This window comes from Formosa sp. Hel3_A1_48 (assembly GCF_001735715.1).
In the GTDB taxonomy this organism is placed as follows: domain Bacteria; phylum Bacteroidota; class Bacteroidia; order Flavobacteriales; family Flavobacteriaceae; genus UBA3537.
Genome location: NZ_CP017259.1, coordinates 1,577,973 through 1,604,294, shown reverse-complemented (window position 1 = coordinate 1,604,294; position 26,322 = coordinate 1,577,973). Strand labels below are relative to the sequence as shown.

Here is a 26,322-nt window from a genome sequence, read left to right as displayed (position 1 = left end):
ATTTAAAATGAGTTATTTTTAAAAGTCAAAATTTATTTTTATGGAATTTATCAATCAACCATGGCCATGGTATCTTTCTGGTGTTGCAATTGCTTTGATCATGTTACTACTGCAACTATCGGGGAAGAAATTTGGCATGTCGAGTAATCTAAGGACCATATGTAGCATCTGTGGCGCGGGCAACCAAGCTCAATTTTTCAGATTTGACTGGAAAGCTCAAAAATGGAATCTAATTGTTGTTCTTGGTGCTATCATTGGGGGCTTCATTGCTGCTCATTTTATGACTAACTCTAGTGCTGTATTGATAAATTCTAATACAATTACAAATTTAAAGACATTAGGGTTTGAGAGCGCTGGATCAGCATATGTACCATCAGAACTATTCGGAGCGAATGCTTTTGCTGATCCCAAAACTCTTTTGATTTTATTTATTGGTGGACTCTTTGTCGGTTTTGGAGCCCGTTATGCGGGTGGATGCACATCCGGTCATGCCATTTCCGGATTAAGTAATTTACAAGTTCCTTCATTGATCGCTGTGATTGGATTTTTTATTGGAGGGCTCATCATGACGCACCTAATATTCCCTATAATATTTTAGTCTTATGAAAACAGTATTTTACCTAATTATCGGCATATGTTTTGGAATAACCATGTATAAATCTGAAGCAGCATCTTGGTTTAGAATTTATGAAATGTTTCGTTTTGAAGCCTTCCATATGTACGGAATTATTGGAACTGCTCTTGTGATAGGAGTCATCAACACATTACTGATAAAGCGCTATGATATTAAATCATTCTTTGGCAGTAGCATAATGTTTGTACCTAAAGAAAAAGGAATCAGAAGATACATCATTGGTGGTGTTATTTTTGGTTTAGGTTGGGCGCTGGCAGGAGCTTGTCCTGGGCCGATGTTTACGCTTTTAGGGGCTGGGTTTTTACCTATTTTAATCGTTATACTAGGGGCGCTTTTGGGCACTTTCTTGTATGGGTTGTTAAGATCTAAATTACCGCATTAGTGTAAAACTAATCAAAACACTACTTTGGTAACTGCTATTTTGCTCGTTAGCAAAATTATTTTTCAAAATTTGGATCATTTAATTTCATCTTTCATGGAAATAGATCAAATAGATTACATGACGTGAAGTAGAAACAACTTTATGAAATTTAGTAAAAGTTTGAAAAAGTTACTTATTTATACCCGATTGGTTGCATCGCAAGCTTAGGGGCTCTGTCAACAGTATACAAACCCCAGTGCTTTTCTGGTTCGTTGGGGTCACTTGAACCTTTCCAAGGTTCGTCAAAAGCTTCAAAAACAAAAGTGAGAATGGTTTCTGATTTACTCCAATGGGAAAGTGCTTTGTAATAAATTTTTTGCACCTCATTATTGACATTTTCAACTGGTATTCCATAACCGTTAGACTGTGTAGCCCATCCCGCTTCAGTTATAACAATCAACTTATTGGGATATTTCTTGGCAACGGCATCATAATTTTGCTTGGTAAATTCCATGCCCTCATAGATTGTTTTGTGTTCCCAAACTGGGTAGGTATGTATCGAAATAAAATCAACCTCATTAGCTAATGGCTCAAGTTTATCCAACCACGGAACGTAATTTTCACAAAAGGTTACGGGTTGCGTTGCCTGAGCTTTGACGTATTTTACATAAGATACTACAGCATCCACAGAGACCAAATGATCGGTCCAATCTACACAAGCCTCATTTCCAACAGAAAGAGAAAAAATAATGTCCCGATATTGATTTGCAAAACCAATGAGCAGATCCATTCGCTTTAAATTCCTGTTTTTGTTAGTTAACAATTCATCGGGATTATAGTTGCCACCCCATGGACAGTTTGGATTGTTTTCTTCGGCTTCAATATAAGCTCCAAGCATGACCTTCAAAGTCATATTTTCGTTTTTTATGACTTCTAAAACTGTTTTTGAATGTGCATCACAGCTATATAGCCTAATGTATTGCCATTGTTTTTCAATGATTGTTAAATCCTCTTTAACTTCCTCATATGAAGGGTAAATATGTCCAGGACGCTGACCATTCCTATATCCTGAATAGCAAACGGCTAAGCCCTTTTTTACCCCAAAAAACGATGTATAATCCATAGACTAAATATAAGAAAAAGAACTTAAAATTTCAAATTTTCGTCTTTGTCCCAAAGCCCCCAAAAAGCACCAACATCACCTTCAGAACCTACTTTCCATGACTCATCGAATGATGAGAAATAAAACATTTCTATACTGTCTTGTTTAGACCAATTCTGTGCATTGATAAAATAACGCAAGGCATTTTCATAAGAAGGATGCGCCCCTTCCAAAGATGCCCCTTCGCTTGGCCAGCCTGTTTCAGTGATAATTACTTTTTTACCCTGACCAGCTGCTTGCGCTTGATAAAACATTTGCTTCATATACACCAATGAATATTCTAGGCTGCAGCCTTCCCAGTAGGGATAACAATTGGCTAAAATAACATCACAAACTTCCGTGATTCTTGGCCGATCGGAAAATTCGTAATATGCATCTACATAGCCTACTGGAATTTCTGGAATGGCTTGTTTAACCCGATTTATAAATGAAATCAATTCATCTTCTTCTAAATCTCCACGATACATTACCTCATTTCCTACAGCGGCGACATCAACAAAACCAGCTTTACTTAGTGTAATTAGCCCCTCTATTTCATCTTCATTCACTTGTGCATCATCACCCAACCAGGCGCCGACTAAGGTTTTCAATCCGTATTCTTTGGCCAGCCTAGGAATTTGCTCATTCCCCTCTGTGCAAGAAAAGGTGCGGATCCATTTGGTATAAGGTGCTATGATTTCTAGTTTTCTTCTAATTTGAGCTTCAGAGATTGGGTCTCCTGGTTCCTGACCCTCTTCATATGGGCTAAAACAAAGTCCGTGCATTCCGTCTTCTAAAATAGATTGACTCATTTTCTGAAGTTCTTTCTCACCCAATAAATTAGTATCTACCCCTAAAAGTGATCTGTATTTTTCTTTTCTATATGACATTATTTAGTACTTTTTTCGTTTTTTCTTTTAGTTAATATTTCTTTGATTTCATTGGCTTTTCCTTCTGTGATACTGTAATTCCACATTATAATCATTGCTATGATGGTCCCCCCCATTGGAAAAAAACAAAAGAAAGCGTGTAGCCCATCAACAGCAGCCTGTTGATCTTGAGTAGTAAGGTCTGGACTAAATCCAACAACAGTTATAATTACACCACTGAGCGCTCCAGCTATTCCAAAACCAACTTTGACCATCCACCAATAGATTGCACCAAAAATTCCTTCTCTACGTTTGCCCGTATTTATTTCATCAATATCAATAACATCTGCGGTCATAGACATCATGATCATAAATAAACTTCCTATTCCAAAAGAAAAGAAAGGCAGTGCAATTATATACATCCACGGCTTTCCTGGGATGAATAAAAAGTATAACATTACATAACCAATTAGTGAAATAGCTTGTGACATCATAAAAGCTCTTTTCTTACCCATTTTTTTTGACATCCATGCAACTGTAGGAATTACAATAAAGGTGGTTCCTAAAGCGCCTAAACATCCAAACATAGACACCCATACTCCACTGGCTCCAGCATCGCCGTTAAATAATTTATAGACAATAACAAAAAATGTTAGTGCTGCAACAGTGTTAAAAGCATTAAAAATCAAAAAAGTTGCGCCACATAATCTTCTGAAATCTTTAATCTTGAAGGCTTCTGAAAAACTTTCAAATATCTTTTTTAGGCTATTGCCAATATTAGCAAAATTCAAAGGTTCATAATCTTCATTTAAAGTTGACTTGCTTTCGATGAAAACAGCAGGAATTATGGCAAAGATTGCACAAGGAATAGCCACCCAAATAGCTAATTCTCGTACGGCAATATCTGCTGATGGGAACCAGTTTTCGTCATACATAATGATCCAAAACAAAGGGGCAATTACCCAAGCCCATTGGCCAATCCACTGCGAGATAGCCATAATATTAGTTCGCTCGTGAAAATCATCACTCATCTCGTAACCCATAGCAACATAAGGAACGCTAAAAATGGTCAATCCCAAATAAAAGACTAGAGACCATAAAAAGAAATACCAAAAGTTGTATTCTACACCGTCAGCCTTGTACAGCTGCCACATAAAGATATATGCAAGCCCCATAAGAATACCGCCAATAAAAACATATTGTCGACGTCTTCCCCATTTGGACTTTGTATTGTCAGAAATAAACCCCATTATAGGATCAAGGAAAGCGTCAAAAATTCTTGGGAAAAGAAAAACTAAAGACCACATCCAACCGGAAAAACCCAAGTCCTCTACAAGAACGACCATAAATATTCCCAAGATGGCTGGAAACATTTGATTAGCCAACATACCAAAACCAAAAGCGATCTTTTGGCCTAGCGGTACTTTGTTGGTATTCATAAAATTACTCATATTTTTTTGTTTGTTAGTTAGTAATCAAAATTGTTTGAATTGCTTGAGGACTAATCGAAATTTGTGTGGTAGAAGTTGACGTTTTTAATTCAAAATATTTTTGCTCCATCCCTTCATTAAAAACCACTACAGCTACAGAGTTGTCAGGGTTTTTGGCTGCGGCAACCATCAAGTCTTTGTCGGTTGAATCTACCCCTATTACTTCTGCTCCCGGGCGTATATATTTACTGAAATGGGCCATAATGTAATACAATGGAGTATAGTATACCTCATCGGTCTCTGGATCTACGATGATAGGAGCAGCACACCAATTCTTGAACCAATTTGGTCCTCCTTGACGATCTAAAACCATATTCCAATCGACCCAACCATCGACCCAGTTGTTGAGGCACCCAATTATATCTCGTGCATAACGATTTGCAGGGGCATATTTGGGATGAAGGTATTTTTTGTTATCCTCACGCCAGTCATAGCCCCAATCTGTTGCTTTTTTCTCCCAATACCAATTATCATCTTTCCACGCAGGAACTTCAGAGTCCACACAAGCTTCAGTTTGTATCAAATATTTGTTTGGTGCTTTTTCGTGTGCGTATTGAAGTGCCTCAGGAAAAAAGTCGTAGGTGCTTTCATACCAATGGATTGCTGTTCCATCGAAGTATTTTGAGGACGCTTCATCATTGTACATCACATCTACCCATTCTTTAATCCCCTCACGATTTTGATCGTATCCAAGAATAATCAAATCCCCTTTACCATCAGCTTCTAATTTTGGCCCTAGAAAATTTTGAACAAAATCCGTCATTTCTTCTGGGGTAAAATGCATACTTTCCCAGTTGTTGCCATTTCCGTGTGGTTCATTTTCTACCGTAAAGCCCCAAATATCAATACCCTCAGCTTTGTAGGCATCTACATATTTGGAAAAAAATAAGGCCCAGGTATCATAATACTTTGGCAGTAATTTACCGCCTACCCAATCATTATTGTCTTTCATCCAAGGCGCAGCAGTCCATGGTGAAGCAAATAATCTAAATCCATCTTCAGAAGTTGCTAATGCGCCTTTGATCATAGGGATCAAATCGAGTTGATCTTCTTGCACAGAAAAATGCTCTAAATTTTTATCTCCAGCAACTGGAGAATATGAATAGTTTGACAAGGAAAAATCACACGAATTCATGTGTGTCCGCGTCAGTGAATAATTTGCCCCTTTTCGACTAAAGTATGCTTCTAAGATAGCGGTCCTATTTTCTTGACTCATTCGATTCAGTAAGTGCGCTGATGCTTCTGTAAAAGCACCTCCAAAACCCGAAATCGTTTGAAATTTTTGATCAAAATTTAGTTTTATTAAAGAAGGAGAAGCCCCTAATTCAAAATCAGTGCGCTCCGTCAGTTGGTTTCCGCTCTTTGAAGTTTCAATAACAGTAATATTTTCCTTAGTAGAGTTCATACAAGCGTTCATTGTAATTAAAAAAAATAATAAAAAGGCAATTTTGAATTTCATAAGTATTTTAGCTTTATTTAGAAGGCAATGAAAAGTTGACAAAACGTTCTTTAATGACCTCAAAGGTTTCTTTTTTATTTCGGTTAATGTCGACAATACCCCAGTATTCTTCGTTGGGTGTGCCATCGTAGGGTACTCCGCTGCTGTTAGGCGCCCAGCCTCCTATATCTTGTTCATTTGGATTCCCCGCTTTCCATAAACCATCTGTAAACGAAAAAACAAAAATCCCAGACGCAACATCAGAGCGGTCTAAGACGGCATCGATTATCTTTGCATTGGCTACAGCTTGTGCTCGTTGGTTCTCGCCTTGTTTGAAACCTGCTTTTGATATTTTCATATAACTATCAGCTCCAGCTTCAGAAAGGTAAACTGGTTTATCGCTCACTGTTTGCCATTCTTTAAATACAGATTGAGGTTGATCCCAACGGTAGACATTTAAACCCCATATATCAATATTAGGATTAGATGCAAGGGCTTGCTTGTCTGGCATATCCCCATGAGCTGTGGCCACTGGATGATTTGGATCAATATCGTGAATTTGGTCAGTGGCTTGACTTAAAGCATTGTACCAATTTTGAATATCTCCACCAAACCACTCCGGATGGTAATTGTATTCATTGCCAAGTTCCCAGATTAAAATAGAATTGTGGTCTTTGTACTTCATGATGTAATCTAAAAAAGTACCTGATAAAATATCATAAACGCCTTTTTGATTGTAGCCAAAGCTGACGATGAGTTTTAAACCAGCAGCATCAATTTTATCTAATACTTCTATATCATCAATGGGTGCATAGACACGAATAGTATTTATTCCAGCTTCGCTTATAAGCTCTAAATCTTGATCGATTGTACTGAAATTACGCTCGGTTTCACCTCTTAAAACAGGATGATAACAGACCCCTTTCATAAAGTAAGGGGTATTATCAACTATAAGTTGACGCCCTGAAACCTCTACAACATTGTTTGTTGTAGGCACTAAATACAAAGTGAACGAAAATAATAAAACCGAAAATAGACTTAAGAATTTCATAATATTAGTTCGTCTTTAGAGCTAAAGCTAATTTTGGCGGAAAAATATCCTTCAATAAATCACTTTTATTTCCTTGGTAGGTTTTCTTAATAAATTTTCCATCTCTGGAAAGCCCTTTAAAAACACCTTTATCTACTAAGGGCCATAGAGCATATTTAGCCTGGCCGTCCGTGGTAAAAAGACCAAAACAATTTTCTGACCCATTAGGGTGATTAGCGTCTTTCCACGGTTCATCAAAAGCCTCAAAATAAAAGCATGCTATATTGTTCTCATTGGTCCATTCGCGCATTAATTTATAGTACAATGCTTGTTTGTACTCATCCGCAGCTCGTGAACCATTTGCACCATAAAGCCCTTGAGAAGTTGTAGCCCAGCCTGTCTCTCCAATGTGGATTGGTTTTTCTATTCCTAACGAATTGACATAATTCTTTACACTTTGGTATTGTTGTACAGCGTAGGACTTTGCACGCTGCACGGCGTTTTCTATTATTTCAGTTTCAGAAAGTGCAGCTTCATCTTCTGGGGTCAACCAAAAACTTGAATTATAATGCGTGTCGTGAAAGGGATACGTGTGTACGGATATGTAATCCACAGCGGATACAAGTTGTTCTAAATCTTGATTGTGGTAATCTGGGCTTCCACCTCCCCATGAAGCAAAATTATCTGAACTGGTGATCCAGACTGCTTTTGAAAGATGACCTTGTGCTTTTTGGTTTTGTAAATAATTAACCCATTTTAAGACCACTTCTGGCTTTACAAAATATGGTGTCGCCCAATGTACCATGGCTTCATTCCCAACCGCAATAATTTTTACAATTTCAGGGTACTGATTCGCAAGAGCTATTGCTTTATTGATTTCAGAAGCATTATTTTCTTCGTCCTCCAGCTCATGATTAGGAGGAAGGTCTGTCCAGGCATTAGCACAATCTATCCAAGCTCCTAACATAACATACATTTCAAAGCCGGCATGCTTAGATCTTAATTCTTTAATGGCCTTGAGTATATTGGAAGCGTGCGGATATTGCAAATTATAGGTTCTCAATATTCTAATACCCATGGAATGCATAATCATCAGGTCTTCCTTGATAGCCTCAACAGAAGGTTGAATTTCTCTTGAAGTCATTCGATAACCTCCATAAGATATTGCTAGGAACTCTGGGTTCCCAAGAATTTGCTCCGCTGTTTTGTTGTTGTGATTCAAATTTTCTTTTGTTGTGATTTTGCATGAAGTACTAAAAAGACATATACAGATAAAAGCAATCTTAATATGTTTTTTTAAGGCGTTCATTTGTTTTATTTTACACTCTACTACATTTATTTGACTACATAAACAGTCATATTTTTTATTTTATGTGTACGTTCAAAAACGTGCTTTGTTGTTTCACTATCCAATGCGTTGGAATCAAAAATTTTGGTAGACCCATCAAAAAATTCAACGGATATTGAAGGTTTAGTTGCTTTTTTGTAAATCACAGGAACTTGACAAACAGTAAACGCTAAACTATCTTTTTCTAGACCTATACATTGTTTTTCTTGAGCAACATCTACATATTCAAAATCCTGAGTTTCATCTATAAATTCGGATGCTTTTAAAATACTAGAATCAAAAGCAAGAACCCCATTGGACACACGCATTCCCAACTCTCCAAAACGACATAAAATATCTTCTTTTACTTGCCCAGTCATACCTGGCTGTTGCGCCCCCTTACCTCCTGGCGTATGAGAATAAGGATCTGTAGGAAACGCTCCGTATAACTCTGGAGATTTGTGCGCACCAATCCCTGCATTAATTTCAAAGTAGTGATCAAAAAGTCTTCCTACTGTTTTAGGGTCTTTTTGCTCATCAATTGCTTTTTGAGTAGCTTCAAATGCAGCTAATAATAATTTGGAAACCATGTGCCAATAGATGGACCCCAGTCCTTCGTAGCCAAAGAATGTGCCTGAACGGCCAGTGAATGATTTGTGATCAAAATTAGCTTCAAAGATAGCATAGACCTCTTCGGCTTCCTTATCAGCAATAGCTGAAAATTCGTCCGGTAAGTTTGTTAATGCTTCTTTTAAATTATCAACATTATTAAAGTTGCCATTAAAATGCAATCCGCCATTGCAGTCTTGAGAAATAACCTGTGTATTGCCGGCTTCAACAAGTCTTTGTAAGAGAATTGAAGACTCAAATTGTTTGTTAGATATTGTATTTTTATCTACAAAACGAGATAGCGTTTTATTGGGGTATAATATGTAGCTGTACTGATCTGGTCTAAATAATTTACTCGCTTTAAGGGCATCTAAAACACTTAAAGATTCTTCAGTAGAAAGGTAACCAGAACTCAATACTGCCACCTGACCTTCTAACATTTCTGGCAAATAGGATACCGATACAGATTCATGGTTTTCAACTGTCATCAAATTGTATGCATGATAGAGGTTGTCCGCTCTTTTATTGGCCTGAATAGAATGCTCTAAATGCGCTAATGCAGTGGAAATAAATGACCTTATTTTTTCTAAATCAACTGTATCTTTCTCTCCGCTAAAGCTATTGTTATAAATTGTAGAGCGGTACTGGCTACCAGCTTTGCCAAGACCATCTAAAACAATTTTTCGGTCTTTATCTGAAATGGCCCCAGAAAGAAGATGTTCGTTGTTTTTGAGTGTTTGAGCAACCTGATCGAAAAATTCAATCAACTCTACTGAGACTTCAACATCTTTGGTTGTGGTTGTTTTTAAGGTCGTGTCAAAAAATTTCAAAAAGCGGCGTAAATAGTAAAGGGTTACCATTGATACTCCATTACCAACTAATGCATTATTTGCGTCGTTCCACTCTGGTCGTTGAGTATTCATCCAAATTCCAGCTTCGGGAATAAAGTTGGATATTTTAGCCAATACTGTAGCTAAAATTTTCTCAATGAAATTAACTTTGTAGATGAATATATTTTTGTCGCGCAGAAGTGCGCCGTCTACTCCAATTTCGTCACGTTTCAATTGAATTTTCGCTTCTGCTTCGTGATCAAAATCGATGGTGTTTTTTGGATCTTTAAGAATTTGCTCATAAGGCTTTATTCGATAAGGCACGTTGGCATAAACAAATAAATCTTTAGAAAAATAACTCTCTAATTTATTTGGATAGTAGGTTTCAATAAATTCTAAAAACTTGAGCAGATAAATGATTTGGTGATCTCCCCAATACCCAATATATGACCAAGGGTTATCTGGCTCGATGGTTTCCCAGTCAAATCCATCTTTTGTGACACGGTAGGGATTGTAGCCGTCAAAAGTTGTGGCATTCAAAAATTTATGAATCATCCCTTCAATAAATTCAGGATATGAATGTACAAGTGCTTCCCAATTTTGGAAGATATCACGCCAATTGCCTTGATAATCCAAGATTTTTGATCCATCTTCATTTCGGGTATTTATCGAAAACTTGTTCCAAGGTCGACTAGGGTCGCCATGACGACGACTAAACTTCAATGGCAAATACTCATAGCAAAGTCGTTTAAAGTTTTGGTCATCATCGGCCTTCGCGATTGATTTCAAATGAGTTAAGTCAAACGTATCAGGAAGTGCATTTAATAAATCTGATTTTTTGAAATATACCTTGTGGTTGGCGTTTTCTATGTACGCATTGAAATCTTTTTTTTCTATATTGTAATTGTCATCAAAAATACCTCCACGCATAATATTGAACATGGTATTGGCAAAATGCCTTGTATTTCTTGCGCGATCAGAAGTGAGTTGAAGACCATCTGAGGCGCCAACTAAAGCAATGAGTTGTTGTGTTCCCTCTTCTACAGAATCTTTTAACTCTGTAAGTAGAGTAGATTCATCTTTGATGCGTTCTTTTATTTGAATAATGTCATTAATTGTCTGATTAACATTAGCAACTATAGTCCATTGTTCTTGGGCATTCTCTTTAAGATTAAGGTCAGCTGTAAGAAGATATGCTCCGCGCTCGGCTTTTATATCTACTTCTTCTGTAATTGTCTTTCCTCTGCGGAAATCATTGACTTGAGTAGATGAAATAAGTTTTTTAGAATCGTTTAACCCAAGAGACCAAACCACATTGGCTTTTAATGCTTCACTAGGCTCAGCTTTATCAACGATAATGGCACTTAATGAATAAATCCCCAAACCTGAGTCCGTTTCTAGCTCACATTTCTTGTAGGCATCTACAAGATTACTTGTACTGTTTTGCAGTGCAACTTCAACACCGTGCGGTAAAATATTTTGTATTCCATCCAAAAGACGAATATCAACAGCTGTATTGGCTAAATTTTTTAATGTCGATTGGCGAATAAAGCCATAGTCGTCACTTGAATTCCATTCGTAGGAAAAAGAAACTTGAAGGTCGTGATTGACTTCTTCAAAAATAACCTTATTACCGTAAGCATTTTTGTACAAATTCCTTGAAACTTCATAAACCCCATCTTGACGGTTAGATAAGGGTTCCCATAAAAAATTCTTTTCACCTTTGCGAACAATAAAAATAGACTTACTCCCCGTATGCTCACTCGACTCGGTAATTTTATCATCTGTGTAGTATGGAAAAAGCGCATAATTGCTGTTCTTTCGTCCTGCGGAAAGTCCCCCGGTGCTTGAGATAAACATCCAGTGATCAGAATTACTTACGATGCTCATAAAAAACGGGCGCATTTTATTGAAGTTTGTGATCTTATAAAATGCCTCTCCATTGATAGTCACTTCGTCACCCGAAACATTTTGATTTGAAAAACAGGCAGGGTTTTTTCCTATGTATATATTGTTGTTTAAATCCATTTAAAATTTATCAATAATAGTATTTTGGTTGATTGTATTTAATTCAAAAAAAATGTGCTTTTAAACGTTAAAAACACCATCACAAAATAGGGCTATTTTTCAGCTTGAAACAAAAATAAAACACTACAATTAGTATACAGATTGATTTTATTTAAAAAAGGTATTAAAACACTGAAACCCATTTTTAATCAGTAAAAAATAAAAAAAGATTTTAATATGTGAGTTATTGATGAGTTTTAGACCATAAAAACTGCTCATTTTACCACAACATAATTGTTGTGATTTTATAATATATTAAAATAAGGGAACTGTGATTAATTGTTAATAAACAAGTGTTAAGCTCTATCTGATGACTAAAAAAAACAGCCCATAGGAAAGCTATGGGTTGTTTGAATTAATAGGTGATATATATTCTAAACTCTATAAATTATGGAGTTACACATGGTGAACTTAATTCAGGTAAAAAAGTCCAAAGTTGAGTACTATTACCCCACGCAGACATACTTTCTCTTAGTTTAGCGTTGTCCGTATTAAATTGATCTTCTCCATTTACTTCATTATAAGCAGCAACTACCTTAGACCACTCTTCCGAACCATCCAAATCCATCTCAGCGTGATTTTCGTGAGCAAATCCGACAAGCACATTTAACCCTCTATTACCAGCAAAAACGGTCCATACACCCATATCCAGTTGAGCTTCTGATTTGACGACTGCGTCATATACCCGTTTGCGAAATGTCCAAAAATCATCTGATTTTGCAGGATCAATATTATATAAAATAACTTGGCGCAATGGCTTTTGACAAAGATCTGTTACTTCATGAGATACCTCTTTGTTATAGTACCAAACTTGAGGAAGATCATTGGTTACATGTGGCGCCACGGTTTCATTCCACATTTGGTATTCCTCTGGACTTCCATCCTGATCAAAAGCTGCCATATCCTGTTCTATACGAGCTCTAAACAACTGCCCAGATCTAGGACCTGTTTCTATATAAAAAGTATAATGCGCTCCTTGTTCAGCAGATTGATTGTATTTCTGAGTTTTGGCTTTAATGGCTTCATAAACTTGCTCACCCTTGTCTTCATCCACTTTGATGTAACGCGATTTTGCAACTTGTGCAGATAGATTTGCTCCCGCAAATGCTAGTAATACTAAAATTAGTTTCTTCATTTTTTTTATAAATTGATTAATAATTTCAAATATAATAAAATTGATTGCTTTTTAAAATTAATATTTTAGTATTAATTTTAATTGTAATAAATTACAGAGATGAAATTAAAAGTATTCCACATCAATGCGTTTGCAAAGCACTTAACAGGCGGCAATCCAGCCTGTGTAATCAAGCTCAATCAGTGGCTCCCAAAAATGACTATGCTGGCCATTTCCAAAGAAAATGCAGTAGCAGAAACAGCTTTTTTTGTTGAGTCTGATGATCATATACATTTACGTTGGTTTACTCCTGAAATTGAAATGGATTTATGCGGACATGCCACACTAGCAACAGCACATTGTTTGTATGCTCATTTGGGGTATAGTAAGAAGATAATTTACTTCGAAACTGTAAGTGGACAACTAAAGGTGCGTTGTGAAGAAGGCTTCTACAAAATGGAATTTCCGACACGAGAAGGCATTCCTGCAGTTCTACCTGCTTCGATTTTAAATGCTTTAAACATTGCTCCGAAAGAAGTGTATAAGTCTCGTGACTATTTGTTGGTCTACGAAGCGCAAAAAGACGTTGAATCTATTGCAATAGAGCGTTCTATTTTTGACAAAATTAATTTAGACCCGGGTGGAGTGATTGTTACTGCGCCAGGAAATACCTGTGATTTTGTTTCTCGTTTCTTCACACCCCAAGCTAGTATTTTAGAAGATCCTGTAACAGGTTCAGCCCATTGTACGCTTGTTCCATATTGGGCTAAAAAATTTCGAAAAAAAGAAATGAAAGCATTACAAATATCAGAACGCGGTGGAGAAATAGGATGTATATATAACGAAGAAAATGTTGTTTTATCTGGATCGGCAATAACAGTTGAAGTAGGTTTTATCAGCATATAAATTAAACTTATATTTTGATTAATCTATTGCTTTACAATAGGTTGAGATGCTATAAATAAAAAACGGACTAGTAAAAATACTGGTCCGTCTTGTTTAGTAAATAACTCTATCTAAATATCGAACAAATTGCTAACAATAGGAGATTTTCTAGACACACATGATTTGATCAGCACCATTTTAAAAAAATAAGCTAGATGAAATCAACAAAAAGTCAATAAGACATTGGATATTGAATCTTATTTTTTTGTAAATTCAGTTTTTTGAAATTTATAATTAACTAAATAACTTTTACATTATGAGAGATTACGATAAATCCAATAACCCATTACCTTTTTCTGAAATTGATGCCTATTCTGATAAATTCAATGCTGAAACAGTAATCAACCGAATGATTGAAGGGTTAGGATTTAGATATTATTGGGCAACTGATGGCCTAAGAGATATTGACCTTTCATACAAGCCTAGTGATGATAGCCGATCTTCATTAGATGTTTTGCAACATATATATGGCTTAACAGAAATGGTGATTTTTGCATTTCAAAATAAAGAATATCCTACAGAAACTAAATACGAAATGTCCTTTACAGAATATAGAACTGAGACATTATTAAATCTAAAAAAAATGTCAGATATGCTAATTGAAGAACTTAAAATCTCTGAAGTCTCTGTTAAAATAAATTTCGGTGGTCAAAGTATGGCTTTTCCGTTTTGGAATGCGATCAACGGTCCTTTATCGGATGCTATTTGGCACACAGGACAAATCGCCTCAAACAGAAGAGCCAGCGGAAATCCTTTTAATTCAAAAGCACAAGTATTTTTAGGTAAACTAATGTAATGCTAAATTTCCAAAGAATAAAAACGGTTATGTTATAAAAGTATAACCGTTTTATTGTTTTAGTAGATAACTCATTGGAAATATCGAACATAGGTCTAACTCCAAGAGACTTAATTGAGACTCATCATATAATGAGTCTTATTTTGAAAGGTTCAACTTAAGTTTTACACCAAGAGATTTTTTAGAAACAATTTTAATAACAAGGACCATATCAAAAGACAAGAATTTACATCTATTAGTGTGACCTTTATTGTTTATCTCAATCCATTAATATCATATCTCGATACAAAATTCCAAACCAATTCAGATGTGCTCTGACCTTGGTAAGTGGCGCTAAACCAAACATGATCTCCTCCTATGAATTTATAATGCTCAACAGAAACTGAGCTATCTCCTTGGTCATAAACATAATGTTCAATATTGTTGTCACTTGCAATTGAAGGGGTTAAAACTGTATTGTTGAAATTAATCCAGTGGTCTAATGTACTTTGAGCAGAGTTCCAGTCATTGTTCCCATTATATGGTAGTACTCCATCAGATGTTCCGTGAAGATGTACTACCGGCATAGGATGATTTGTAGGTCCCGTACAATCTAACATTACTCCGGAAACAGATGCTACCGCAGCAATTAAGTCGCTTTTATAATTTGCGAGCCCATATGACATCATGCCACCGTTTGAGTATCCTGCAGCATAAATTCTCTCCATATCTACATTATACTGAGATAAGATCTCAGTTATAATGGATTCAACAAAACCAAAATCATCAGCATCACTTTTATTGTCTCCGCCTAATGGACAAGCGTTCCAATGGGATAAACCGTCTAAACAAATACCTTGAGGATAGATTAAAATAAAAGTGTCAGCTTCTGCCAATGAGCGCATATCTGCTTCTTGCATATAATCACTTGCACTACCACCAAACCCATGAAAATTAAGCATTAGTGGAACAGAAGATGTTCCATCATATGAATTAGGTATATATAAAACATATTCTCTATTGATACCATCGTGAACTATGGACCGTGCATTATTATTTGAGTAACATTCCTCTGGATTTTTATTATCATCTTTTTTACAACTACTAAGAATCGTTAATAAGAAAGTAAATAGTAAAATTGATTTTTTCATCAGGTTCTGTTTTTTTTTTAACGACGACTTTTTTTTATTATTGTGCATAAATAAAAAAACGGTTACACTTTATAATAGTATAACCGTTTTATTGTTTTAGTAGAGCAAACAGAAAAAATATCGAACTCAATTACTGAGAGCTTAGCTCAATTTTCAAAACTATTTCGTAATTAAATTTTTTAAATACGACACCCTTAAAAAATAGATAAAAAATGAAATAGAACATGTTTCATTTCAATAAAATCAGACATATATAAATATTTAAACTTCATAATCAATATGTAAAGAATTCTTCAAAAAATAAATTCTTACTGAGTCTGTAATAAGTATTGACTTGTTTAAAAAAGCTGCCCTATAAAGGGGCAAGAAGTCTCAGTAAGCAAAGCTTACGCGAATATCTAATTCGTCATATATAAGTCTATCGCCAAGGTTCGCAAAAAAGCTGCCTGAAGCAAATTTAATATTGTATTTAGATCGATCTATTTTTAAATCTGCAGTGGCCTTATTGTCCTCTATTTGCAGCATAAATATTTCGCTATTGGTAATTCCGCGAATGGTAAAGTCACCTGTTACTTCATAACCACCATCTGTCACCGTAATTGAAGTAAACGTCAAGTTGGCTTCTGGATGTTTGGCAACAGCAAAAAAGTTATTGGACTTTAGGTTCCTAACTAATTTAGCTGCATCTTTTTCCGGTAAATCAGTACATAAAATTGAGTTCATATCAACAGTGAAGTTTCCACCCACAAGAACATCGTTTTTAAAAGTCAGGCTTCCAGAGCTTATGTTAAGGGTTCCTTCGTGGTACTCATATGATTTAGAGCCCTTCCAATGGATTTCTGCTTCTGAAACATTTAGAGTTTGCGCGCTTAAGGAACTCAGTAAAAGTAAACTTGCCATTACGGCCATTAGGTTTTCCATTTTCAAATTATCAAAAGATTAATATTTATTGATAGTTCCAATTAAATTCTTGAAATTAAATTTTACAAAATTGTGTGGAATATTTTCAAAAATATCAAATCCAAAAGAGTCAACTATTGTTGTGGTTATCCAAAATAGATTATAAATTAACTTGTTTATTGTTCATCATGGTAATTTAATATATCATTTAGGTACTCTTTAATTATAAAATCATTTATAAGTAGATTATTTTCGTTTTTTATACTATTAAATCACAATATGATTTGTTTTTAAGATGTTACGTAGAATTACAATAATTTTTTTCTTTTTTCATGTTACTCTAGCTTCTCAAGAACGCAAGAGCTTAGAAGCGTCTGCTATTAAAAACGCCCCCGTTATTGATGGAATCCTTTCAGAAGAAATCTGGAACGATTTAAATCCTGCAACTGACTTTTCGATTATTTGGCCAGCCAGGCTGGCTTAACATATGGGGTGTCATCGCCGTAGATGAAGTTGTACTTCCTGGTTGGAGTACTTTTAAACCTATTTACTTGCATACGCTTTCTCCGTCTGATAATATTATTAGAACATTATGGGAAAACATGTATGTTTCTCTTAATAGAGTCAATAGTGTTGTTGATCGCGTGGGAGCCATGACCGAAGATCAGATTAGTGTTACTGACCGTGATAAACTTGTAGCAGAGGCGCGTTTCCTTCGTGCCATCATTAATTTTGGATTGGTCAGCTCATGGGAGAATGTTCCATTAATGAAAAATGAAACAGTTTCCCTTGAAAATCTCGAAGTTGGTCAATCAACCCCTCAAGAAGTTTATGCATTTATTGAAGAAGATTTAATTTTTGCAAAAAATAATTTGGAGGCTACTCAAGGAGGTGGAAGAGCAACAAAGGGTGCTGCACAAGCGCTGCTTGGAAAAGTCTATTTACAAATGACGGGGCATCCAATTAATGATGCCTCTTATTTTGCAAAAGCTGAGAATGAGCTTAAAGCTGTAATAGACAGTAATGTCTATAGTCTTGTGCCGTATTATCCTGATATTTTTACGCAAGACAATGAGCAAAACAATGAGATTATTTTCTCTTTTGGATTTGATGGACCTGGCATGGACCAAGGAGGTAGAATTGGAACTTTGTATGGTCCATTGGGAACCTCAATTAATGGTGGTGCAAGTGGTAATAATTGGTACGTAAACTGGGAGCTGGCTGGGCCAGCTACTGGCCCAGGAAATACAGGTAATTGGGCCAAAGGAAAAGGTGGTAAACCTCGAAACAATCATCCTTTTGCGCAACCATACACAGATGATGACATTCGCTCCAGGAATAATATTGCCAAAACCCATGTAAATAAAGGGTACATGAATGGCGCAATATGGCCGGATGACGCAATGTTTGGATCTATACGTAATGAATGGAGAGGAAATTGGAAGCCATGGAAATGGCATAATATTAGACCAAGTAATTGGGGGAATGATGCGCCTTTAGACGAAGCATATATCCGTTATGCAGATGTGCTGTTGATGTATGCAGAAGCACTTAACGGACAAAGTAAATTAACACAAGCAGATGCGGACATGACTATTAACCTTTTAAGAGCTAGAGCACGTTTATTCCCCGATGAAGTAAAAGAGGAAACGCTTTTGCCAAATTTAACTGTCGGAACACAGCAATATAATGCTGATGAAATATTAAGTGAACGCAGAAAAGAACTTTGTTTCGAGGGATGGAGGCGCAATGATTTAATTAGAAATGGTGTTTATTTAGAAGCAATAAATTCTAGTCAACCTGTTTGGTCAAACAGCGGAAACCCACAGCCACAATATTCGCCTTTTGAAATTAGATGGCCTATCCCAGCTTCGGAATTACAAATAAATTCTAAATTAGTTCAGAACGAAGGATATAACTAACATTTAATTATTAAAAATGAATTTGAACAAATCCTCACAACTTGTGGGGATTTTCATTTTAGATAAAAGGATCTTCTATCTAAAGTTTTGTTCGGGCAGAATTAACTATTGGAAATAGTTCTGTTAATTATCATTTAAATTTGAATGTATATGACATTACTGAAATAACACAAACAGATTCGTGACTGGGTTTAGTACGGTGGGATCTGTGCTTTGATTCTTTTATCTCCTTTTTTGAAGAGATTCGCTATTTATATTAGGTTTTTCTATGTCTAAGAGTGTATTAAAAACCGTATAATAATCGATTTTAATACGGTTTCAGCGTTTCTAATACGATTTACCACCGTTTACACTATTTCTGGCCGGTCTGATTGATTGATCTTGGAATATTATTTTATAAAATAATCTTTATTTTCTACAATAATTTTTGTGAAATTAACCTCGTTATTAATGGAACGAAAAAAGGTACGCATTATCGCACCCTTTTTAACACTCATTTGATCTATGATCAATTTATTCTTCCTTAGGAGTTTTACTTCTGTGAATACTGTATAGTATAACTCCTACTGCCAAGACTGAAATAACTCCAAGAGCGTAATAGGTCATCATATTACTTGGCCTTGATGTTTCTGTACTAACATCATTATCTTTTAAAATCCCTAGAATCTTAGCCTGCTCAGTTGTAGATAACAGACTATCCATTCCATCAAGTTTTAATTGCTGCATGTCATAAAAGTTTTAAACGAACTCCAGTTGTTTTTTATCGTTGACCATAAATATAATATCATAAACTTGACACATGATCTTTTTGGTCCCATCTTCAGTCTTTACGATTATATCCTTGTGCATTATATCAAAATCAAACTCATGGCTTTTTAATGTCTGAAGGCCTATAGGACCCAACTCCTTTTTTTTAAGGCTTTCAAGTATCCGATAGTTTTTCTTCATTTTCTTATCAAACAAAATAATGTGCTTATCCTTTTCAAGTCGTCGTATGTATGCTGCTCTATTCTTGCAGCGGTCATTACAGTAACAACGCTTGGCACTTTTTCTCTCATCTATCTGTTTTCTACATTCAGGGTTCTTACATATCATAGCTATTATTTTTTTTGTTTTTCTAATTGATGGTAAATGTAGTGAATTTATATTATAATACATATGATGTTGCATCTACAAATATTTTTTATATCTTTGATGAGTTATCTAAAAGATTACTTTCAAAACATGACAAAAAGCAGAGAACAATATATTATTGAATTGGGGCAAAAAGTCTTTGACACTAATTTTATCAACCCAAGTGTACTGAACATTACTTCTCGTAGGATTAACTACTGGATTGATAAAAAACTAATGCCTTTTACTGAAAGACAGGAGAACTCAACCAAGAAAACGCAGTATGATCGAAAGTCCGAGCGTAAATGGGTGCGACTCAGCCTTGCCCAGTCTGTATGGGCGTATATTATAGATGAGCTGCTTAGCTACAAGATATCGCTAGAGAAATTAGAGAAGCTCACTGAAAACATTTGGCAAAAACCTAGAGTGGAAAGATATGCAGACAAGGTCCTTAAGAATCACATTGACAAAAACCCTGTTGGTTTAAGCGAAAAATCCCTACAAGAATTAATATCATTTCTGCAGGACGAGATGCACATGGAGAACTACATAAGAACAATAATCAATCCATTTACAGATGCGATCAAATCTGCCTTTACAAAAAGAGAGCTTCCCCATTCACTTCTATATGCACCAGAGAGTAACTCACATGCTATTCATTCTGGGGACCAGGCGCTTATACTAGATTTAGGGAGCAAGTTCATGCAGAGTACCATGATATGTATACCACTTGTTCCGATAATGGCAAGGGTAATGGCTTCGGAATTTAACGATGAAAGAAAAACGGACCTTTATTATCTTAATAACATTGAAAGACAGATACGTGATATAGTTGTGTTTAAAAAACCCAAAGAAGTGGTCATCGCTTTTGAAAATGACAGCATAAAGCCCATTACGGTAACTGAGCAGCATAAGACTCGTGAGAAGTTGGCACGATATATACTAGAGAACAAAATCAAAAAAGGATCCAAGCTCCTTATCGACATAAGATCAAGTGGAAACTATAAAATAACACTCATTCAAAAATAACATCAATATGAACCATTTTGTATCACTACACCGGTCCCTGACAATCCAGCCTGGTTTTATCCTATCGCGTTATGGGCCGAAAACCAATACGGGAACTGCAACAGAAACAATTATTAAACAATGATGAGCTGGAAAAATACTTTTTATCTGAGTTTTGTGAATTGACAGATTTTGAAAAAAGTGAAATAGCCATAAGTATATTTAAGTTCACAAAACTCATTTTTGATCAATCGAAATAAGAAAGCATGAAACGAAACAGACATCTGACAATTTCAGATTTTAACGGGGCCATAGTATGGTCATATACAAGGGTATCTTCAAAAGAACAGTTCCTAAAGAATGGCAGTATTGAGACCCAAGTAAAACGATTAAAGACATGTGCCAATGAGAATGGACTCAATATCACAAGGGAGTTCGATGCAGAATATGAAAGTTCCAAGCGCGTTAACACACAAAAGACACTAAATGAGCTTTTAGGTGCGATCAAGAAAACTTCTAAATCGAAAAGACCACAAATAATTCTTATTTGGTCCCCCAGTCGGTTTGGTAGAGCGGGATCCGAGCACATTGAACTTTTCGTAAGCTTAAGGCGCAAATACAATGTGTTTTTATATTCAGTTAGTACGGGACATAACACCTTTACAGAGCGCAGTGAAAATGAATTTTCCACACAATTGCTATACGCTCAAAAAGAAAACTTTAACCGTCAGGATGTTATCATCCCTGGTATGATAAACGTGATCGAAAAGGGAAAGTTTTTGGGTAAAGCTCCAAGAGGTTATGACCATTATGGGCCAAGAGTTAAGGACCCTATTAAGGTTCAGGCCAAGCAGGAGATAAAGCTCAACGATGACGGATTACTCATAAAAGAAGCTTTTCAGTTGAAGTTGTACAGGAATTATACTGATAGTGAAATCCTTGATTATTTAAAATCAGAAGGGCTATACATTCCAAAACAGAGTCTTAGTGCAATGTGGTCTAACCCCTTTTATGCTGGTTTTTTTACCAACAGCCTGGTTCCGAACAAAGAGATAAAGGGGCACTGGATGCCCATTATAACTAGAAAAGAATTCGACCTGTTGCAGCAAAATATAAAAGGTGTATCTGGCCAGATTGGGATACCTAAGATCAATGGCAGGGTTGAGACACCATTGATCCCAAAGTTTTTAGTCTGTGATGACTGTAATACCAATATGACTTCTTATAAAAATAAGAGGAAACAGATTCTATACTATAAATGTTCGTCCTGTAACAGGACAGTGAATGCAAACACACGAAAAAAGTCATTGACTGCAGGTATGCATCAACAATTTGCAATGACGCTAGAAACCCTCAAGCTGTCAAAAAGTTTCCAAAAGCTTTTTTCAAAACAACTTGAAAAGATAATAGAAAGTGAAATTTCATCCATCAGTGACATAAAAAGACAGCTCAGTTCGGAAATCAATAAGCTACAGGAACAATACGACAAAATGGAATTCAGATATGCAACAGATGAAATATCTAAGGAGATTTTTGAAAAACACGGTTCAAGGTTGAAAGAGCAGATTGAAATAAAAAAGAGATCGATGCTTAATCTACCAACAAAAATGTCGAACCATAAAAAAGTCATGAAAGACTTCCTGAAAATATCTGAAAACCCTGGTCAATTTTACGAATCACTCGAATACCATAACAAAAGGGTGTTCCAGAATATACTATTTCCCGAAGGCTTTAGATTTTCAATGAAAAACAAGGAATGTCGAACCAGTAAATTGAACATTTTGTTCGACTTAACCAGTTCTTTTTCAAAAACTTACGACACTAAAAAAGAAAAGACCCAAACACAAAAAGTGCTTGAGTCTCATTTAGTAGCGGGAACTGGACTCGAACCAGTGACCTTCGGGTTATGAGCCCGACGAGCTACCTACTGCTCTATCCCGCGATATAGGACGACAAATATACAACCTTTTTCCTATTTAAAAAGAAAATTTTTAGAAATATCTTCTTACTGCTCTATACTTTGAGCGTTTAAGGACTGTAGAACTTGACCTGAACATTGGATATGAAATTGAATAGGATTACAACAGACTTCACAATCTTCAATATACGTTTGAGAAGATTGCGAGATATCTACCAAAACTGAAACTTGCTCCCAACAGTAGGGACATTGATAAAAATGCTCTTCCATTAGCTATGTTCTTCAATCGATTCTGTAATAGTTTCCCATTGTACCATAAGTTCTTCTAATTTTGTCTTTTTAGCTTGATAAGCATCAAAGAAATTGGGAACTGCAACAGTTTTATCATAGTTAATTTCAAGCTGCAAATCAATCGCTTTAATCTCGCTTTCCAAAGAAGAAATTGAAGATTCCACTTTGCTCAAGCGGTTATTCAACGATTTTAGCTGTTTTTGAGACGCATAAGATTGCTTATTGCTCCTTGCCTTTGCCTCTGACTTCACTATTGTTTTACGTTCTGCCTCACGTAAATTTTCCAATTGCCGCTGCTCTAAATAAAAGTCGATATCGCCTAAATAGGGTTTGATTTTTTGATCTTTAAATTCATACACGATATCATTTAACCCTTGTAAAAACTCGCGGTCGTGTGAGACAAGAAGTAAAGTACCTTCAAAATTATGCAATGCAGATTTCAATACATTTTTGGACTGAATGTCGAGGTGGTTTGTAGGCTCGTCCATCACCAATACATTAAGTGGTTTTAGTAATAATTTTGCTAAAGCTAACCTGTTGCGCTCCCCTCCAGACAAAACGCTAACGTACTTTTCTACGGCCTCTCCACGAAATAAAAATGCGCCTAAAATATCGCGTACTTTAGATCGGTTAGTTTCATTGGCTTCATCAATCATCGTATCCAAAACCGTCTTCTTTCCATCCAAATATTCAGCTTGATTTTGTGCAAAATAGCCCACTTGTACATTATGTCCCAACTTGACATTTCCTTGTGATGAAAGTTCTTCAACTAAAATTTTAGCCAACGTAGATTTTCCTTGCCCATTTTGCCCTACAAATGCAATTTTTTGGCCACGCTCGACCATTAAATCAACATTTTTTAAAACGTCTAAATCGCCATAAGACTTTGAAACATTATGGGCTTCTATAACGACTTTTCCAGGTTGAATAGAGATTGGAAAACGCACACTCATAACACTGTTATCGTCCTCATCAACTCGAATACGATCAATTTTTTCTAATTTCTTAATGAGGGATTGAGCCATAGTCGCTTTTGAAGCTTTGGCTCTAAATTTTTCAATAAGTTTTTCGGTTTGTTCTATCTGTTTTTGTTGATTTTTTTGTGCCGCAATTTGCAATGCTTTTTGTTCGGCACGGAGTTTTAGATATTGAGAGTAAGATTTAGGCATATCGTAAATTTGACCTAAAACAATTTCAATAGTGCGATTCGTTACATTATCCAAAAACATTTTATCGTGCGAAACAATCACTACAGCACCAGTATAATTTTTTAAAAATTGCTCTAACCACATGATTGATTCAATATCCAAATGGTTTGTAGGCTCATCTAAAAGTAAAATATCATTTTGCTGAAGCAAAAGTTTGGCCAGCTCTATGCGCATACGCCAACCTCCAGAAAATGTATCCGTTAGTTTGTTAAAGTCTTCTCTTTTAAATCCTAAACCAATTAAAATTTTCTCTGTTTCGCCTTGATAGTTATAGCCCCCTAATATTTCGTATTGTTGTTGTACCTCGTTCAAATCCACCATAAGGTTGTGGTAACTTTCACTTTCATAATCGGTGCGCTCAGCTAGCTGTGTGTTGATCTTTTCCAATTGACGCTCAAGTGCTTTGAGTTCTGAAAAGGCCTCGTAAGACTCCTCCAAAATAGTGCGCCCATACACGAAATCAATATCCTGTTTTAAAAATCCGATTTTTAAATCCTTTTTCTCAAAACTAATTTGACCAGAATTATGCTCAAGTTCACCAGAAATAATTTTGAGGAGAGTGGATTTTCCAGCACCATTCTTCCCAATCAAACCCACACGATGTCCCGATTGCAATCGAAATGATATGTTTTCAAAAAGGTCTTCGCCTTGAAAAGAAATGGTAAGTTGATGGACGTTTAGCATTTTTTAGGTTTTAGCTTCCATTTGGTTAAATTTTTGTAATTTTGAAGCACTGCAAAAATAACCAAATTACCATGTTAAAAAAAGGAAATAAGCTCTACTCCATTTTATTTGGAAATTGCCCTAAATGTCATCGAGAATCGATGTATCAAAACAGAAACCCCTACCACATTTCCGATACATTAAAAATGCATGACCGCTGCAGGCACTGCGGAACAAAATATAAAATTGAACCTTCATTTTTTTATGGCTCTATGTACGTAAGCTACGCAGTAGGAATTGCGTTTGCGTTTGCGGCATTTATTATTTCTAACCTCTTTTTTGGGAGTAGTCTTATAGTTTCATTTATTTGCATTGTTGGAACATTAGTTTGTTTTATGCCTGTTATTATGCGGTTATCGAGAAATATTTGGATTAATATTTTTATGAGCTACGATCCTAATTTAGCCAACAAGTCTAAGACTTAAATCTATAGATATCAATTTCTTTTGGAAGTGTAATATCGTCTTCAATATGAGCGATTAAATCTTTAGCAATACTTGGCGCTATAAGAACACCCCGACTCCCTAGGCCATTCATCACATATAAATTTTTGTGTGTTTCGTGTTGTCCTACTAAAGGGCGGCGATCCGCTACCGTTGGTCGAATTCCAGCACGTTGTTGCACAACTTTAAAAGGGCATAAAATCAGTTTTTTTAGTTTTTCTAAAAGTTCATTTTTGGCACTTTCTGTGGGGGTATTGCTGTAATCGTTCCAAGCATAAGTAGAGCCTACAAGATAATTGTCGTTACCAATAGGTATTATAAATACGGCCGCTTTCAAAATTACATCACATTTTAAATCTGGCGCATGTACAACCAAGAGTTCACCCTTTGTCCCTTCCAAAGGCAATGTGTTAAAAAATGGGTTATTCCTCAATCCGAAACCTTCGGCGAAAATGAGGTTCTTGGCTGTAATTTTTTTATAGTTTACTTCATGATTTAATTCCAATAAAGAATAATCAAAAGTTTCTTCAACAAATAGATCTTTGGATTTTAAATGATTTATGTAGGCTTCCAAAAGCAATTTAGTATCTACGCGCCCTGTGAATTTAACTTCACCACAACCAAAAGGTGCTTGAATACTAGGGTTGTTATTATCTAAAATTTTTGGAACTAAAAACTGTTGCAACTTTGGTTTATCGCAAGCCAAAAACCAATTGTTTTGTTCTTCGATGGAATTAAAAATTCGATAAATAGGCCGTTGATCGTCAATTTTAATCCCTAATAGTGACTCTATTTTTTTATATGCAGAAAGTGCTGGGGGAAGCTGCTGATCTGCATTCCAAGCCATATTAAAACGCTTTAGCACAACTGGGTTATACAACCCACTAGCAACAATGGAGGCTTGCTGAGAAGTATTACTAACTACTACAAAAGACTTACCTCTTGCGCGGAGTTGCTCGCAGAGCATTAACCCTGATAGCCCAGAGCCAACAATGATATAATCTAAAGACATAGC

Annotated in this window: 24 protein-coding genes and 1 tRNA gene; 9 read left to right on the top strand and 16 right to left on the bottom strand. The window is 35.8% G+C overall.

Annotation, left to right across the window (positions count from 1 at the left end):
• Positions 1-40 precede the first annotated feature (40 nt).
• A complete protein-coding gene (locus FORMA_RS07240) occupies positions 41-598 on the top strand; it encodes a YeeE/YedE family protein (RefSeq protein WP_069675031.1) in 558 nt (185 codons plus the stop codon).
• Positions 599-602: 4 nt separating this feature from the next.
• Positions 603-1,016 carry a DUF6691 family protein gene (locus tag FORMA_RS07235; protein WP_069675030.1) on the top strand — a complete coding sequence of 138 codons (414 nt, stop codon included), beginning with the start codon at positions 603-605 and terminating at the stop codon, positions 1,014-1,016.
• 172 nt (positions 1,017-1,188) lie between these two features.
• Here the strand turns inward: FORMA_RS07235 and FORMA_RS07230 are convergent, their stop codons facing one another.
• The 8 genes from FORMA_RS07230 to FORMA_RS07195 form a co-directional block, all read right to left on the bottom strand.
• Positions 1,189-2,118, bottom strand: coding sequence for a glycosyl hydrolase family 17 protein (locus FORMA_RS07230; RefSeq protein WP_069675029.1), 930 nt, complete (start codon positions 2,116-2,118; stop codon positions 1,189-1,191).
• Between the two features lie 23 nt (positions 2,119-2,141).
• A complete protein-coding gene (locus FORMA_RS07225) occupies positions 2,142-3,026 on the bottom strand; it encodes a glycoside hydrolase family 17 protein (RefSeq protein ID WP_069675028.1) in 885 nt (294 codons plus the stop codon).
• Positions 3,026-4,456 (bottom strand): MFS transporter, encoded by a 1,431-nt coding sequence (locus tag FORMA_RS07220; RefSeq protein ID WP_083236578.1) that lies wholly within the window; start codon positions 4,454-4,456, stop codon positions 3,026-3,028. The genes FORMA_RS07225 and FORMA_RS07220 overlap by 1 nt, the downstream gene beginning before the upstream one ends.
• 13 nt (positions 4,457-4,469) lie before the next feature.
• Entirely contained in the window at positions 4,470-5,900 is a 1,431-nt protein-coding gene (locus FORMA_RS07215) for a glycoside hydrolase family 30 protein (RefSeq protein WP_231924978.1), read from the bottom strand.
• Positions 5,901-5,967: 67 nt separating this feature from the next.
• Positions 5,968-6,984: a glycoside hydrolase family 2 TIM barrel-domain containing protein gene (locus FORMA_RS07210; protein WP_069675027.1), complete on the bottom strand. Its 1,017-nt coding sequence runs from the start codon at positions 6,982-6,984 to the stop codon at positions 5,968-5,970.
• A gap of 4 nt (positions 6,985-6,988) precedes the next feature.
• Complete coding sequence (locus FORMA_RS07205; RefSeq protein ID WP_157506052.1) at positions 6,989-8,272, bottom strand: glycosyl hydrolase family 17 protein; 1,284 nt, start codon at positions 8,270-8,272, stop codon at positions 6,989-6,991.
• Between the two features lie 26 nt (positions 8,273-8,298).
• Entirely contained in the window at positions 8,299-11,757 is a 3,459-nt protein-coding gene (locus FORMA_RS07200; protein WP_069675026.1) for a hypothetical protein, read from the bottom strand.
• A 427-nt stretch (positions 11,758-12,184) separates the two neighbouring features.
• Positions 12,185-12,931 carry a hypothetical protein gene (locus FORMA_RS07195; protein WP_069675025.1) on the bottom strand — a complete coding sequence of 249 codons (747 nt, stop codon included), beginning with the start codon at positions 12,929-12,931 and terminating at the stop codon, positions 12,185-12,187.
• 99 nt (positions 12,932-13,030) lie between these two features.
• Here FORMA_RS07195 and FORMA_RS07190 point away from each other — a divergent pair, with 99 nt between their 5' ends.
• Positions 13,031-13,816: a PhzF family phenazine biosynthesis protein gene (locus tag FORMA_RS07190; RefSeq protein WP_069675024.1), complete on the top strand. Its 786-nt coding sequence runs from the start codon at positions 13,031-13,033 to the stop codon at positions 13,814-13,816.
• A gap of 295 nt (positions 13,817-14,111) precedes the next feature.
• A complete protein-coding gene (locus FORMA_RS07185; RefSeq protein ID WP_069675023.1) occupies positions 14,112-14,651 on the top strand; it encodes a hypothetical protein in 540 nt (179 codons plus the stop codon).
• Positions 14,652-14,905: 254 nt separating this feature from the next.
• Here FORMA_RS07185 and FORMA_RS07180 read toward each other — a convergent pair whose 3' ends face one another.
• Positions 14,906-15,781: an extracellular catalytic domain type 1 short-chain-length polyhydroxyalkanoate depolymerase gene (locus FORMA_RS07180; protein WP_069675476.1), complete on the bottom strand. Its 876-nt coding sequence runs from the start codon at positions 15,779-15,781 to the stop codon at positions 14,906-14,908.
• 372 nt (positions 15,782-16,153) lie between these two features.
• On the bottom strand, positions 16,154-16,702 hold the full coding sequence (locus FORMA_RS07175) for a YceI family protein (RefSeq protein ID WP_069675022.1): 549 nt from the start codon (positions 16,700-16,702) through the stop codon (positions 16,154-16,156).
• 274 nt (positions 16,703-16,976) lie between these two features.
• Here FORMA_RS07175 and FORMA_RS07170 point away from each other — a divergent pair, with 274 nt between their 5' ends.
• Both FORMA_RS07170 and FORMA_RS07165 read left to right on the top strand, forming a co-directional pair.
• Positions 16,977-17,165, top strand: a complete 189-nt coding sequence (locus FORMA_RS07170; RefSeq protein ID WP_069675021.1) for a hypothetical protein — start codon at positions 16,977-16,979, stop codon at positions 17,163-17,165.
• A 67-nt stretch (positions 17,166-17,232) separates the two neighbouring features.
• Positions 17,233-18,603: a RagB/SusD family nutrient uptake outer membrane protein gene (locus FORMA_RS07165; protein ID WP_231924977.1), complete on the top strand. Its 1,371-nt coding sequence runs from the start codon at positions 17,233-17,235 to the stop codon at positions 18,601-18,603.
• A gap of 513 nt (positions 18,604-19,116) precedes the next feature.
• On the opposite strand, the gene FORMA_RS07160 is transcribed toward FORMA_RS07165, so the two are convergent.
• Positions 19,117-19,305 (bottom strand): hypothetical protein, encoded by a 189-nt coding sequence (locus FORMA_RS07160; RefSeq protein WP_157506051.1) that lies wholly within the window; start codon positions 19,303-19,305, stop codon positions 19,117-19,119.
• Positions 19,306-19,341: 36 nt separating this feature from the next.
• Positions 19,342-19,698: a hypothetical protein gene (locus FORMA_RS07155; RefSeq protein ID WP_157506050.1), complete on the bottom strand. Its 357-nt coding sequence runs from the start codon at positions 19,696-19,698 to the stop codon at positions 19,342-19,344.
• Between the two features lie 129 nt (positions 19,699-19,827).
• Between FORMA_RS07155 and FORMA_RS07150 the strand changes: the two genes are divergently transcribed.
• Together FORMA_RS07150 and FORMA_RS09445 are read left to right on the top strand one after the other, a co-directional pair.
• Entirely contained in the window at positions 19,828-20,745 is a 918-nt protein-coding gene (locus FORMA_RS07150; RefSeq protein WP_157506049.1) for a hypothetical protein, read from the top strand.
• Between the two features lie 245 nt (positions 20,746-20,990).
• On the top strand, positions 20,991-22,634 hold the full coding sequence (locus FORMA_RS09445) for a recombinase family protein (RefSeq protein WP_083236608.1): 1,644 nt from the start codon (positions 20,991-20,993) through the stop codon (positions 22,632-22,634).
• On the opposite strand, the gene FORMA_RS07145 is transcribed toward FORMA_RS09445, so the two are convergent.
• From FORMA_RS07145 to FORMA_RS07140, 3 genes are all read right to left on the bottom strand, one after another.
• Positions 22,594-22,666: transfer RNA gene (locus FORMA_RS07145), tRNA-Met, on the bottom strand. The genes FORMA_RS09445 and FORMA_RS07145 overlap by 41 nt on opposite strands.
• A 63-nt stretch (positions 22,667-22,729) precedes the next feature.
• Positions 22,730-22,912 (bottom strand): CPXCG motif-containing cysteine-rich protein, encoded by a 183-nt coding sequence (locus tag FORMA_RS09220; protein ID WP_083236576.1) that lies wholly within the window; start codon positions 22,910-22,912, stop codon positions 22,730-22,732.
• Positions 22,912-24,825: an ABC-F family ATP-binding cassette domain-containing protein gene (locus FORMA_RS07140; RefSeq protein ID WP_069675016.1), complete on the bottom strand. Its 1,914-nt coding sequence runs from the start codon at positions 24,823-24,825 to the stop codon at positions 22,912-22,914. The genes FORMA_RS09220 and FORMA_RS07140 overlap by 1 nt, the downstream gene beginning before the upstream one ends.
• A gap of 71 nt (positions 24,826-24,896) precedes the next feature.
• Between FORMA_RS07140 and FORMA_RS07135 the strand changes: the two genes are divergently transcribed.
• Positions 24,897-25,289 carry a DUF983 domain-containing protein gene (locus tag FORMA_RS07135; protein ID WP_069675015.1) on the top strand — a complete coding sequence of 131 codons (393 nt, stop codon included), beginning with the start codon at positions 24,897-24,899 and terminating at the stop codon, positions 25,287-25,289.
• Here the strand turns inward: FORMA_RS07135 and FORMA_RS07130 are convergent.
• Positions 25,279-26,319 (bottom strand): NAD(P)/FAD-dependent oxidoreductase, encoded by a 1,041-nt coding sequence (locus FORMA_RS07130; RefSeq protein ID WP_069675014.1) that lies wholly within the window; start codon positions 26,317-26,319, stop codon positions 25,279-25,281. The genes FORMA_RS07135 and FORMA_RS07130 overlap by 11 nt on opposite strands.
• Between the last annotated feature and the right edge of the window lie 3 nt (positions 26,320-26,322).

What these genes read in the sequence shown, in the direction of transcription:
- FORMA_RS07240 (WP_069675031.1), top strand. Translation starts at nt 41, where the DNA reads ATGGAATTTATCAATCAACCATGGCCATGGTATCTTTCTGGTGTTGCA.
- FORMA_RS07235 (WP_069675030.1), top strand. Translation starts at nt 603, where the DNA reads ATGAAAACAGTATTTTACCTAATTATCGGCATATGTTTTGGAATAACC.
- FORMA_RS07230 (WP_069675029.1), bottom strand. Translation starts at nt 2,118, where the DNA reads ATGGATTATACATCGTTTTTTGGGGTAAAAAAGGGCTTAGCCGTTTGC.
- FORMA_RS07225 (WP_069675028.1), bottom strand. Translation starts at nt 3,026, where the DNA reads ATGTCATATAGAAAAGAAAAATACAGATCACTTTTAGGGGTAGATACT.
- FORMA_RS07220 (WP_083236578.1), bottom strand. Translation starts at nt 4,456, where the DNA reads ATGAGTAATTTTATGAATACCAACAAAGTACCGCTAGGCCAAAAGATC.
- FORMA_RS07215 (WP_231924978.1), bottom strand. Translation starts at nt 5,900, where the DNA reads ATGAACTCTACTAAGGAAAATATTACTGTTATTGAAACTTCAAAGAGC.
- FORMA_RS07210 (WP_069675027.1), bottom strand. Translation starts at nt 6,984, where the DNA reads ATGAAATTCTTAAGTCTATTTTCGGTTTTATTATTTTCGTTCACTTTG.
- FORMA_RS07205 (WP_157506052.1), bottom strand. Translation starts at nt 8,272, where the DNA reads ATGAACGCCTTAAAAAAACATATTAAGATTGCTTTTATCTGTATATGT.
- FORMA_RS07200 (WP_069675026.1), bottom strand. Translation starts at nt 11,757, where the DNA reads ATGGATTTAAACAACAATATATACATAGGAAAAAACCCTGCCTGTTTT.
- FORMA_RS07195 (WP_069675025.1), bottom strand. Translation starts at nt 12,931, where the DNA reads ATGAAGAAACTAATTTTAGTATTACTAGCATTTGCGGGAGCAAATCTA.
- FORMA_RS07190 (WP_069675024.1), top strand. Translation starts at nt 13,031, where the DNA reads ATGAAATTAAAAGTATTCCACATCAATGCGTTTGCAAAGCACTTAACA.
- FORMA_RS07185 (WP_069675023.1), top strand. Translation starts at nt 14,112, where the DNA reads ATGAGAGATTACGATAAATCCAATAACCCATTACCTTTTTCTGAAATT.
- FORMA_RS07180 (WP_069675476.1), bottom strand. Translation starts at nt 15,781, where the DNA reads ATGAAAAAATCAATTTTACTATTTACTTTCTTATTAACGATTCTTAGT.
- FORMA_RS07175 (WP_069675022.1), bottom strand. Translation starts at nt 16,702, where the DNA reads ATGGAAAACCTAATGGCCGTAATGGCAAGTTTACTTTTACTGAGTTCC.
- FORMA_RS07170 (WP_069675021.1), top strand. Translation starts at nt 16,977, where the DNA reads ATGTTACGTAGAATTACAATAATTTTTTTCTTTTTTCATGTTACTCTA.
- FORMA_RS07160 (WP_157506051.1), bottom strand. Translation starts at nt 19,305, where the DNA reads ATGGATAGTCTGTTATCTACAACTGAGCAGGCTAAGATTCTAGGGATT.
- FORMA_RS07155 (WP_157506050.1), bottom strand. Translation starts at nt 19,698, where the DNA reads ATGATATGTAAGAACCCTGAATGTAGAAAACAGATAGATGAGAGAAAA.
- FORMA_RS07150 (WP_157506049.1), top strand. Translation starts at nt 19,828, where the DNA reads ATGACAAAAAGCAGAGAACAATATATTATTGAATTGGGGCAAAAAGTC.
- FORMA_RS09445 (WP_083236608.1), top strand. Translation starts at nt 20,991, where the DNA reads ATGAAACGAAACAGACATCTGACAATTTCAGATTTTAACGGGGCCATA.
- FORMA_RS09220 (WP_083236576.1), bottom strand. Translation starts at nt 22,912, where the DNA reads ATGGAAGAGCATTTTTATCAATGTCCCTACTGTTGGGAGCAAGTTTCA.
- FORMA_RS07140 (WP_069675016.1), bottom strand. Translation starts at nt 24,825, where the DNA reads ATGCTAAACGTCCATCAACTTACCATTTCTTTTCAAGGCGAAGACCTT.
- FORMA_RS07135 (WP_069675015.1), top strand. Translation starts at nt 24,897, where the DNA reads ATGTTAAAAAAAGGAAATAAGCTCTACTCCATTTTATTTGGAAATTGC.
- FORMA_RS07130 (WP_069675014.1), bottom strand. Translation starts at nt 26,319, where the DNA reads ATGTCTTTAGATTATATCATTGTTGGCTCTGGGCTATCAGGGTTAATG.